The organism is Prevotella sp. TF12-30 (assembly GCF_003436715.1).
Taxonomy (GTDB): Bacteria; Bacteroidota; Bacteroidia; order Bacteroidales; family Bacteroidaceae; genus Prevotella; species Prevotella copri_A.
On record NZ_QSQJ01000040.1, the window covers coordinates 26,267 to 39,225 of the forward strand.

Consider the following 12,959-nt stretch of genomic DNA (forward strand, 5'->3'; position numbering starts at 1 on the left):
TGATACATTATTATATTAATAAGTAAAAACTGAAGATTATGAATACATATAAGATTTTAAACAAGACACTTGGAGCCGTCGCCCTCAGCATTCTGTTTAGCACTAACGCTATCGCTCAGGAACAGGCTGCCAAGGATATGAAAGTCCTCAACAAGGAAATCAAGAAGAAAGGCAATAAGGTGAACGTCTATATGGACCTCAACCTGGATGACGTGAAACTGGCAAGCAACAAGGGTCTCATCCTTACACCTATTTTATATAAGGGTGAAGATACGCTCAAGCTCCCGGCTGTGGAGGTGATGGGTAACAAGAGATACATCTACTACCAGCGTACCAAGAAGACCGCTACCCAGAACCCGCTCATCGTTGCCAAGCGTGAAAACAAGGAGCCACAGACGCTCCGATACGCTTACTCTACTCCTTACCAGGACTGGATGAAGAATTCCAACTTCGCCATCAGCAATGATGCATGTGGATGTAACCAGAAACTGCTGGCAGAAAACCTGCTCACCAACAATGGCGAGGCGCTCGTTACTCCTCAGCAGCTCTATCAGGCTTATCAGCAGCCAAAGGCGGAGGCAGTGAAGATCAGACAGGAAAACGGTTCGGCTAGACTCAACTTCCGCATCAACAAGTGGGATATCGTGAAGGATCTCGGTAACAATACCAATGAGTTGGCTACCATCAAGCAGACGCTCGACCTTGTGAAGAACGACCCTGATGTAACCATCACTTCCATTACCCTCCACGGATATGCTTCTCCAGACGGCAGCTATGCCAACAACAACAAGCTGTCTCGCAACCGTACCCAGGCTCTCTACAACTACCTGTTGAAGACCTACCCTATCGACAAGAAGCTCTTCAAGGTAGAATCTACAGCTGAGGATTGGGAAGGAACGCTGGAATACATCAAGAGTCACAACATCCCTCAGAAGGAAGCTGCTCTCAAGATCATCAACAGCGATATGACTCCTGACCAGAAGGAACAGACGCTCGCAGCCAAGGCTGGTGAGGCATTCCGATTCCTCGTTGACAAGGTTTGGCCAGGCTTGCGCCGCACAGATTACACCATCGAGTACGACGTGAAGGCATTCAACCTCGAAGAGGCTCGCAGAGTAATCAATACCCGTCCGCAGAAGCTCTCTCTCCAGGAGATGTACATGGTAGCCAACAGTTATCCGAAGGGAAGCGAAGAGTACAACAATGTATTCGACACAGCCGTGAAGATGTTCCCAGAAGATAAGCTCGCCAATCTGAATGCAGCCCTTGCTGCCATCGACAGAGGTGACAAGGTTAGCGCAGAGAAGTACCTGAAGAAGGCTGGCACCGGTGCCGAAGTAGATAATGCCCGTGGTTGCCTCGCCGTTCTCAATGAGGATTACGAAGCTGCCAAGCAGTACTTCCAGAAGGCAGTAGCCGGAGGCTTGAAGGGTGCTCAGGAGAATCTCAACAAGCTGAACAAAATTGTGGAGTAAGAGTTTGATTTTTAAGTATAAGTAAAAGAATAAACAATAATATAAACTAAAAAATTTAATTTAAGAACAAGAAAAGAAAGAATAGTATTTGATTACCCCCGGGCGAAGCCAGTGATGAGGTCAGAGAGACCCGTCCATTTCGCAACTCAAACTAAAAATTTTGTATAACACTTAATAAGTAAAAGATTATGAAGAAAATGAATTTGCTCGTTATGAGCTTGGTATCAGCAGCAGCGTTATCTTTCTCAAGCTGCAGCAGTAATGATGATTTGACAGGTGGTGGCGCAGGTACACAGTCACAGGTAAAGGGTTTCTATATGACATTGGCCGTACAGACTCCTACTAGCAATGGTACAAGAACCTCTATTGAAAATCCAATACCTACAGAGGATGCTACCGCAGTAGAAGCAGCTGTAAAGAATGGTACTTTCTACTTGGTTGATGAAAAAGGAGCCGTTGTATTTAGCAAGACTCTGACCGGCCAGGATTGGACAGGAGCTATCAAGGGCCAGACTGGTTCTCAGAAGGATGGTAAGACTACACTTCAGATTCAAGTAGAAAATGTAGCTGCAGGTGCTACCTATAAAGTATATTTCAAGGCTGGTTCAACCAATATGGATACTGTAGAACCATTTACTATCACAACAGGTACCAAAAAGACTGGCGTATTTACTGCAGATGGCATTAAACAGACATTCACATCAACAGCAGCTTTTGCTAAGCCATGTGATACAGACAACAACTTCTCTATGTTCAACCAGAATGATGCAACAACCAATGGTAATGGCTATACTGTCACATTCACTGATGCCAACAAGGTTGAGACCACCCCTGCAAAGGTTATGTACAATGAAGTAGAAAGCCCAATCAAGATTGAGCGTGTAACAGCTCGCGTTGATGTTCCTACTAGTACAGAAAACCTTTTGGCCGAATACCCAACAAACGCTTCACAGGCATTGAAGAATGCAATTGACGATGCGAAGAAGAAGGTTACAAAGATTGAATTGGTTCGCTATGCACTCTCTAACGTTACAAATAAGGCATACGTTATGCAGAATTGGAATGTAGCAAATAACGTTTGGAGCCTTGCAATTCCTACAGGCGCAACATTGTCTCAGACAAAGGACGCATTCGGTGAGAAGTATTTGCTCAAGGATGGTGGCTTCAAGGCTTTGAAGGGTGCTAAAAATGACTATATCTTTGAGAACAACATGTCTGACGCAACTGCAATGTACTTCGAGTACAAGGTTACTTTGGATGCAAATCAGTTTAAGAATGCTGCAGGTGAGCTTATGCCAGCTGACTTCCAGGATGGTACATTCTATCGTTACAACAACGTTATCTACACAAGCTTTGAGCAGATCATGAAGGCTTACGAAGATGTTACAGGTCTCTTCGAGGGTAAGACAGCTGCCCAGTTGAAGACAGAATTGGAAAATGCAAAGAAAGTTGAAACAACTGAAGGTGCAAAGGATGTAGAGACCAAGTTGTCAGAATTCCGTGCAAAGTATGGCATCGAGGTGTTCAATGAGGGTAAGACATACTACAAGCAGGTTATTACAGACAACCAGTTGTCAAAGAACGTTATCCAGCGTAACACTATTTATCGCTTGCAGGTTAACAAGATCTTCAACGTAGGTGCACAGGTTCCTAACGGTGAGATTGACAAGAACGGTTTGTTCTACCTCGACGTAACTGTAACAGTTAACCCTTGGGTTCTCAATGTACAGAACGTAGAGTTGGGTGACTAATCCCAATCACTTCGCTTAAACGCAGAAACAGAAAAAAAAGATGAATGATCCGGGGATGTACCCCATCCCCCGCTCTCAAGATAATTCTTGAAACAACAATACTCTCAATCTCCCGGGGGCTACCCCGCCTCCGGGAGATTAAAAAAGAAAAAGATGATATTTGCCGCCAACAGATGGCGGGAACCCCTATCGTGCTGAATCAGCACCACTCAACAAGAAAAAAAGGATGCCGCAGGCTACCCCACTTCTTACGCCCTACGGCACACTAGATATAAGTATAAGTAAAAGAATTAATAAAATACAAACGATATGAAACATTTCATCATCAAAAACGGTTGCAAAGTGGTTTGTATCTCAGCCATCGCACTCTCTTCGCTTTCATCATGCATGAAAGACGATCTGACGAATTGTCCTGCACCTAAGGTGTCGCTCAAGTTCGATTATACATATAATGTTGAGAACGCTGATGCCTTCTCCCAGGAAGTGAAAAACCTCAACGTCTATGTTTTCGATAAAAACGGTAAATACTTCGATACCTATACGCAGTCAGCCGACAAATTCGAAACGGGTCACAGCATGGACATCACAGACTTACAGGAAGGTAAATACACCTTCGTCTGCCTGGCTCGTGACAAGAAACCTACAGGTAGCAGAGCCGACGGTGACGACGAGATGGAGTTCAGCTTCACCCAACTCACACCAGGTGTTTCTACCATCAACGACCTGCAGGAGGAAATGGGAAAGAAAGACGGAGAGGCTTCTGTCAACAACAAGAAGTTCACCGCTCTCTACACTGCCCAGACATCTCTCGACTTCAAGGGCAAAAAGGACACATCCGGCAAACTGAGTCTGATGAAATGTACCAAGACCTACAGAATCGTGATGCTTCCTTACGAAAGAACCCAGCAGGGATTCGAGGCAGAAAACTTCGACGTAAGAATCAAGGGCTCGGCTGCGCTCCTCGACTACAAGGGCGACAAGGTAAAGGATGCCAACGGAGTAGAACAGAACAAGCCAATCACCTACGTGCCTTACAACGAGAAACTGGTGGTTAACACCGACGGCAATACTGAGGTAGATGGTGAAAAAATCGACAAGGCTCTGGTTTACGACCTGTCTTCTTCCAGAATGTTCGAGCGCAAGAACGATGTAAGCACCCGCAACACCGAAAGCACGGAGTACGACGACAAGCGAATCGTAATCACCGACAAGCGCACAGGCAAGGTAATCTTCAACCACTCACTGCCATGGTTCCTTGCTCTCTGCGGCGAGCGCACCGACAAAGGCTGGGAGGATCAGGAATACCTCGACCGCCAGGATCACTACACCCTCGTATTCTACGTTCCGAGTCCAGGTTCCGACTACCACATGGATGCTAGAATCAATATAAACGGCTGGGTTCTCAATCTGCAGAACACAGACCTCGGAGCCAAATAAGAAAACAGTGCTACCCACACTGTATAGAGAGAAAGAAAAAGTATAAGTATAAGTAAAAGATTAAAAAGATGAAACGCTATAACTCAACTTTGATCAAGATGACACGCCGGCTAGGCATGGCTATCGCAGCCTTGCTCATGTTGAGCACAATGGCATCTTGTTCAGACCAAGATTCGCAGGCACCTGCAACTGGCGATGAAGCTTACCTCAACCTGAGCTTCTCTACCGCCAGCGCCACGACTTCCAGAGCAGGCGGAACAGGAAATATCGGAAACGATGAGACTCAGGCTAATCCTACCGCTGAGAGCGACATTCATAGCATCAAGGTATGGGTGTTTAAATCAGGAACAAAAGGAGAAGCCAAGCCTATCGCCTACAAGGAAGACAACACTCCTACTGCTGTTGGCGGAGGTACCGCCAACGGCAACTACACGCTGAACTTGAGATTCTTGCGTAAGATCAACGGTGAAGAACTCAAAAACATCGACCTCTATATTCTGGCAAACTCAGAGAGTACCAATATGGCTGATAAGCTGAAGAATAAGGATCTCCGCAGCATTACCCGTGCAGACCTGCAAGGTGTAACCTTCGATAATCCATTCGGCATTACAGCAGAAGGTAAGGCTCAGACAACAGAGGTTCCAACCGGCAAGGGTCTCCCTATTTCCCGTGCCATTACCAACATAGCAATAGCCGATCACGTAGCTGATACCGAGGCTGGTGCAAAGGGCAAAGGAATTTCAATTCCTCTGGTTCGCGCCGTTTCCAAGCTTCACTTCTATTTCGCCCGCACGGCAGATGCTGATGCCTTGACAGAAAATGTGAAGGTAACAAAAATTGAAATAGATGGAAACACCTTCCCAACAGAAAGCTATGTCTTCCCTGATGAAGAGGATTATGCAACTGCTGATGCCAACAAGGCTGCAACAAGCAATAAGTACGGAACTCCTTCTTATGTTCCTACTCTACTCAAGCTTGACGGTGTAGAGAATGCCCAAATCAAGGCTGTAGCAGATCCGCTTGCTTATAAGCGAGGACCAGGTGAAACAGCTCAGACTTATATGAACCGCATGAATAATGAAATCGGTGGACATAACTTGAGCTATCTTCGTGAAACCAACATGCCTATCAAAGGTAAGATTTACTATCAGTTGGCTGAAGGCGGCGTCGAAAAATCCCAGGGATTCACCATTCCATCCAGCGGCAACGCTATCCGCAACCGAGAGCTGGTAGTTTACGGCTACTTCCTCCAGGGTGGTGCCCTCTGCCTCGACTGGCAGGTAATGCCTTGGAACAAGGTAACTTCTGAAATCAGCTGGAGCAATGTAAATTGCGAGATGTTTGCTTGGCAGACAGGTTCAACCCTGAAACCAAAGGAAGGTGACGCAGAAGGTCTCTACTGTCTGGTAAACTATCCTAGATACAAGGATACAGAACATGAGATATTGGAGGATAAGAAATCAGGAGCAGCCTTCTATATCAAGGTAGATGGTCCTACAGGACTGGTTTGGAAAGCACATCTCACCAACCCTACTGAGTTTGCTTTCAACTATGATAAATCTACCGAAAGCACCAACTGCGTTTCTACAGGCATCGCCCGAAAAGATCCTTATCAGATCAAGGTAGAAGCCGTGAATCCATGGACAACCAATGCTTCATGGGATCAGTTAACAGAATGGGCTACAGGTAAGGGCAGCAAACCCGTATGTACCGATCTCTACGTAACCGTATCACTGGATGGAATCCATGAATACGAAGTAGTAATCAATCCTGATAATGCAGGAGGTATGTACAAGAACGGAAGAAAGTTTGCAGGAACCAATACCCGCATCCGCATCTTCCAGCTGCAGGCTACCAAGGGAACTGCCTACGATAAGCTTCAGAAAGCAAGTGGACATTATACTAATTATTTAAAATAAGGAGGGCAAACAATGAAAGCAATATCAAAATACTTTGCGATGTGTGCAATCGCCCTCTTAGGGCTTGCAAACACATCTTGCATGAGCGATGATATGGACGGCACACCGAGTTGCGACTACGATGTGGTGCTGGAATATAAAGTAGGCGGTTCTGCTACTGAAACCCGTGCAGCTGTTACCCGTGCTGCAGTAGAGGATGGATCAGAAGATCTCAATGAGAACCTGATCAATCGCCTCGACCTCTTCGTCTTCGATGCAACCGGAAAACTCGTCAAGAGTCTTCCTCTTACAGATGCTTCCGTTCAGGGCAGTCCTACTACAGAATACAAGCACAAGAAGTTGGAAAGCGACCAGCTGAAGCGTTCGGAGATTACAGGCAACACTCTCTATCTGGTGGCAAACCTGGAGAATATCAGCGGAATCACAACATTGAATCAATTGAAAGCTGCCACCATCAACAAGGCAGCCACCTTCAATCCCAAGGCAAAGCAGACTTCATTCGTGATGGATGCCAAGATGGAGGAGACGAAACAGATTGAGAACGGAATGATTCACATCCAGTTCCAGCTGAAGAGAGCGCTTGCCAAGATTCGCCTCAACGTAAAAGATGACAAGGGCAAAACAGTAGCTCCTACAGAGTATGCCTGTCAGTTGATACACTACGCTGCAGATGGCGCTATCCTCGCAGAAGGTACCAGCACCAGCAATGAATTGAATACCGAAGTTGCAGCCAGCAGTAAGGTAACTGTTCCTGCCGTAACACAAGACAACAAGGCTGTGTTCTACTCATACGCTAACAGTTGGATTGACAAGACAAAGGGTAATGCATATGCAGAAGAGCCAATCGATGCCAACAAGCAGACCTACATCCTGCTCAAGGCAAAATACAATGGCAAGGATTACTTCTACAAGGTGCCGGTAAACAAGCGCCTCTTCGATGATAACGATGCCGCAACAACAGATTGGACCAAATACGAGCCTCTCTATCGCCTCGACCGCAACACCATTTACGACGTAACAGCCAAGGTGGACAGAGAAGGAGGCAGTGATCCAGAGCATCCGGCAGAACTGAATGTCTTACCAACAGTATTGCCTTGGGAAACCGGAGCAGAATACACTTTCAATGATGCCATCTCTATCAAGACTAACATCGAGAAGAATGGCGAGAACAGTAATGAAATAGCATTCAATAATGCTACATTCGGACCAAAGATTTCATTCACCGAGATGAATACCAATGGCAAGAGCTGGGTGCTCCAGACAGATAGTCCAGACTACGGATTCATTGATGCCGACAAGGTAAATGCTGATGGTTCTTACGATCTGGCTGACGTAATGACCGTGATTACCGGCAACGGCGCCACTACAGAGGTTAAGCCTTTCTATGTGGTTCCAAGATCGGTACTCGACTATACCCAGCGTGACAACTATACCTGCCGTGTATATATGGTAGCCTATAGTCCAAACATGAAGGTAATCATCAATGCCCCTTCTGATGGAAGCGCAGGTACAGCCACAGGAACGGGAACGAAGACCGATATGGAATTCACCCAAGTAAAGTAAACTATGAGATATAAACAACAATAAATGACAAACATCATGAAAACGTTGAATATATATAAGAATACGACACTGGCACTTATGGCTCTCACCATGGGATTATCCCTTGTGGGTTGCGCAGAAGACTCTGAGCTCATCTATCAGGGAGCTCAGCAGTTGAGCGTGAAGCCTCTCATCCTTAACAACAAGGTTTCGAGAGCAACTACCGCTTCTGAAGCAAGCCTCAACGAGGATAAGCTCTATAATTTCAACATCAAGATGTTTGGTGAATATAATGAGTGCAAGGTAGATAAGACTTTCACTGGCGGCTTGAAGAGCGGCAAGGAGGAAGTGATTGCTCAAAATAACTGGAAGGTGGAGAAAGATCTGCAGGAAGGTAATACTTACAGCGTGAAATCTGTGGCTAATGCCACAGGTTCAGGCGATGTGCAGACCGACGAGGATATCTGGAAGCCATACGATGCTACTGGCAACAGCAACAAGATGTTCCTGATGAGTAGCGAGCAGAACTACCAGGTAACCAAGGAACCTACACAGACCATTCCAGTTAATCTGGCTCGTGCTGCTGCCAAGATTGCCCTTACCATTCATGTTGACGTAGAAGGTTATACAGCTGGTCAGGCAAAATGGCAGTTGAAGAACTACAATGCCAAGACTACTATCTTCGGCAGCAATACAGAATCTGAGTTGAAGGATGGTGAAATGGTGGAAACACAGGGTGGAAGTGGCGAATATACCGTAACCACTTACAGCTATGCCACTCAGTGGAATGACGACACCAAGGCACCAGCCATCTACCTCCAGGTTCCTCTTACAGCCGATGGCAATACGGAGATGAACTATTACAAGATTCCTGTCCGTGACCCTAAGGCTACCGGTGAGGATGCCAAGAAGCTGAACCGCAACACCATCTATACCATTGATGCAAAGATCAACAACAAGGGCGGTAGCTCTGAGATTGGTTACATCACTACTGGTAAGGTTGTCTATGATGTTCTCCCTTGGTCGGATGGCGGTACTACTGATATCGATGCCAATACTTCGTATCTGATGGTGACTCCAAAGGTTGTCTATATGAAGAATGTAGATGAGGATATGAGTGTGACCTATAAGTCTTCCAGCCCAGTTAAGATCCTTAGTAAAAAGGTGTACTACATCGATAATGAAGGAAATACTGAAGAGTACTCTGAGGGATACAAGGAGACTATCAATGAAACAGTTACCTATACTACAACTGAAAAAGTTTGGGTATGGGATGGATTATTTAGCGGACATTATGAAGACAGAGAAGTAGAAAAGACAGAAAAAAAAGAAGTTCCATTCTATCCATACCCAACCAAGATGCTATTGCAGAACGAAAAGGATGGAGATAATCTCGGTGGTAAGATCGTCATTAATTCTCCTATCCCGAAGAATCGCTTCTCCAAGTATATCGTCTTGACATTAAAAAATGCTGAGGGTAAAGAAGCAACTGTAAAATACAAGCAGTCACCTCTGATTGAAACCCAAAACTTCTTCGGAGATTATTCTTCTAGAAGTGTAGCCGGATGGGCATACCGCAGACCTAATGGGGAACTTGTTAGAAATGGGCTAAAAAAATCAGATTATGAAGGTGGATATAATGCAAAGTATTATGAAAATGGTGATATAAAATACTTTTCCGACAAGACATCCAGCGGAAAGACGAATAACCGAATGTACATCATACAGGTATCCAGTACGAAAAATAGCAAATATAATATTGCGCATCCAAACACCGACAAAGCTACTGGCTATACAAACGACGAAGTCGTATCTCCTGCATTTATGATTGCTTCACAGCTAGGAGCGGTATATTCGAGCAAGTTTAATCAAGACAAAGCAAAGACGCATTGTGAAACATACCGAGAAGTAAAGAAAGAAAACGGCAAACAAGTTATATATGACGGTTGGCGTCTCCCAACAAAAACAGAGATACAATTCATTGTTGACTTTCAGCAAGAATCATTCAAAAGAAATGATAATAAGGAGATTAAGCCAATCAAGCCAGTTTTGCAAGGAGCATATTATTATACGCTTAACAATAAATCGGTAGAAACTGGTTACAGTAGTTCTGGTACTTTCGTCCGCTGCGTTCGCGACCTCACCCCAGCAGAGGTTGAAGAGTTAGATAAACAAATGAAGTAATAACATTTAAGGAAGTTACGAAATGAAAAAGATAAAGACATATATCGGAATAATGGCAGCGCTGTTAACAATGTTGACAGCCTGCTCCGACAGCATGGTGGACAATGGCGTTCCTTCCAAGAATGAGATAGGCACGTATCAAGCCCACTTCACCATCTCCGTTCCAAACTACTCGAAAGTTGAGAGCAGAGTAGCTAACTTCGCAACCGAAGGTATTGCAAGCGCTAACGATATGAAGCTGCTATGCTTTGACAAAGATGGTTATTTTCTGGGACTTGCCAGAAATCTGAATATAGAGTCTGTGGGAAGCAATGACATCAAGGCTGATGGCGGATCGGACAAGAAGAATATTTCTGCTACGATTCCTACGGGAACCGCCCGCATCCACATCATGGCAAATGCCACTGAAGGAAATACTGTAACTACTGGCAACCAGCCGATTGATTTCAGCAAGTCAGCAGAATGGATTGGAAGACATGAGAACAACCTCATGACTAGCTTTGATAACAGAAACAACAGTCAGCAGCACGACAAGATGGTGTATTGGGGTTATGTCAAGAAGAATACTCCTGAAGAAATGACAGATTTCCTCACCAAGGATGCAGTGGCAAACAATGTGATCCATCTGCTCCGCAACCGTGCCAAGATTGAAGTGAAATGGGAGGATCCAAACATCCAAAACATCAGATATGCACTGGGCAACGTGATGCAGCATGGTACGGTAGCTCCATTCAATAGAGATAAGGAAAAGCTGACTTTCCCTGAAACCAATATGCTGACAGATGCAGCTGCGTGGAAAGCAGAATGCACCTACATTACTCCATCGCTGGATCCAACAAGATGGCCTTCTGAAGGAGAGAAATTCTCTGTAGGAAATGAAGAGATGTGGCCAAACAGCAGCAACCTGCCTATGCAATATACATTTGAGCAGGAAAACTCTTTGGAAAAGCCACTCAAGGTAATCATGGAGGTGACATACAAGGACGGAGATACAAAATGGTTCCAGGTTCTGCTCCAGAACGAGGGTGTTCAGATTCCTGTCAAGAGAAACCATCTCTACCGAATCAACATCAAGAGATTGGGCAAGAATCTGGGTTACAGCTCAGCAGAACTTGCATACAATGGTACTCCTGCCAACAACCCATGGATTACGGTAGAAGACATCATCCAGGAAATTTCTGATGGTACTTATACGATGAATATCGTAGATGGTACTTACCAGATGTTGACACAGGAATCAGCCAACAGCGAGCAGACCATCGACTTTGAATATAAGGGTGAGGCTACTCAAACTGCAGCCGACTTCAATGTTTCCTGGACAGAGAACAAGAACTTCACAAAACTGGAAGGTGGAAAGCTTCCTGTACCTACAGTACAGTATAACGCAGCAACCGGTAAGGGAACCATCACATACAAGATTGGTGATATCAGTGCCGGTGAATGTAAGACTGCCACCATCAAGCTGGTAGATAAGAAGCATGGATTGACTAGAAACATCCATCTCTACAGTATCAGCAATGTGGACTTCAAGTTCCCATCTACCATCACAATGGGTAAGAAGGTAACTTCAGAAGCCAAACTGACCTTCACAATTCCAAGTTACTATCCTAAGGAGTTGTTGCCAATAGAAATTGAGATTGCATCCAACGATGTGAACCCAATAGGCAGCGATGTAAAGGTAGCTTCTACATCAGAGGTTGATGGAGGCGCAGGCTGGAACTGTTGGTTTGTCACCAAGTATGAAGATCCAAGTGTGATCGGAAATACTCAAACCATCACAATGAAGAATGTACGTGCCGTAACAGGTACTGAAGGTACGTTCTACATCAAGGCTAAGCACTACAATAGCAACAAGCCTTGGAAGGTGACAATCAACTACCAATAAAAAATTAGCAAAATACAAAAGTTAAGAATCATATATCAGTAAGAGAGGAGGGAAGGAAGTTGGGAATACTTCCTCCCCCTTGTTTTAGTTATTATAAGACATTATTATCATTTACTATTATACAAAAATTGCGAAGACTAGACTAGACTGGTCGTTGGAATTTTAGTTGCCGAGGTGACTCACCTTCTAAGATTCCACGACTTTTTTGTGCCCTGAAAATTCCCCCCCGCCAGCCGTCCCACACCCCCGCCAGCCGTCCCGACGGATTTGAAATCCGTCGTAAAAAAAGGTTCGACCTATCAAACCAGGGGATTTGTAATCCCCCTAATCCATAACATATTACAATCTCCCTGCTGCGGATTGCAAATCCGCAGAACATAAATAGGTTAGGTCATTTTTTAACGACGGATTGCAAATCCGTCGGAACGCCTAACGGAGGATAGGAAGTTTTCCACCTCGCCGGATATGTCGTTCATCCCCCCGCCAGGCGTCCCACACCACGCTAGCCGTCCCACCCCCCGTTAGGCGTCCCGACGGATTTGAAATCCGTCGTAAAAAAGGTTTGACCTATCAAACCAGGGGATTTGTAATCCCCAAATCCATAACATATTGCAGTTCGAACTTTTAGTCCCCCCATTGAATACGTGTATTTTTTTAATGACTGAATAGTTACCCAGAAAGACCGTGAGGCAGAGTAAGATAATACCTTTCAAAGCAAAAAAAACTCCCTATAAGTTCAGGCATCTATCGCCTGGCTTATGGGGAG

Annotated in this window: 7 protein-coding genes; all 7 read left to right on the forward strand. The window is 45.0% G+C overall.

The annotated features are described in order from the left end of the window. Positions 1-38 precede the first annotated feature (38 nt). The 7 genes from DXD25_RS13090 (at position 39) to DXD25_RS13120 (ending at position 12,193) form a co-directional block, all read left to right on the forward strand. Positions 39-1,475 (forward strand): DUF3868 domain-containing protein, encoded by a 1,437-nt coding sequence (locus DXD25_RS13090; protein ID WP_117663893.1) that lies wholly within the window; start codon positions 39-41, stop codon positions 1,473-1,475. A gap of 188 nt (positions 1,476-1,663) precedes the next feature. Further along, on the forward strand, positions 1,664-3,226 hold the full coding sequence (locus DXD25_RS13095) for an Mfa1 family fimbria major subunit (protein ID WP_117663894.1): 1,563 nt from the start codon (positions 1,664-1,666) through the stop codon (positions 3,224-3,226). Between the two features lie 309 nt (positions 3,227-3,535). Beyond that, entirely contained in the window at positions 3,536-4,663 is a 1,128-nt protein-coding gene (locus DXD25_RS13100) for a FimB/Mfa2 family fimbrial subunit (RefSeq protein WP_117663895.1), read from the forward strand. Between the two features lie 68 nt (positions 4,664-4,731). Then, a complete protein-coding gene (locus DXD25_RS13105) occupies positions 4,732-6,582 on the forward strand; it encodes a hypothetical protein (RefSeq protein ID WP_117663896.1) in 1,851 nt (616 codons plus the stop codon). A gap of 12 nt (positions 6,583-6,594) precedes the next feature. Next, positions 6,595-8,145 (forward strand): FimB/Mfa2 family fimbrial subunit, encoded by a 1,551-nt coding sequence (locus tag DXD25_RS13110; protein ID WP_117663897.1) that lies wholly within the window; start codon positions 6,595-6,597, stop codon positions 8,143-8,145. Positions 8,146-8,181: 36 nt separating this feature from the next. After that, positions 8,182-10,308, forward strand: coding sequence for a hypothetical protein (locus DXD25_RS13115; protein ID WP_147327915.1), 2,127 nt, complete (start codon positions 8,182-8,184; stop codon positions 10,306-10,308). Positions 10,309-10,330: 22 nt separating this feature from the next. Beyond that, entirely contained in the window at positions 10,331-12,193 is a 1,863-nt protein-coding gene (locus tag DXD25_RS13120; protein WP_147327916.1) for a hypothetical protein, read from the forward strand. Positions 12,194-12,959: the final 766 nt, after the last annotated feature.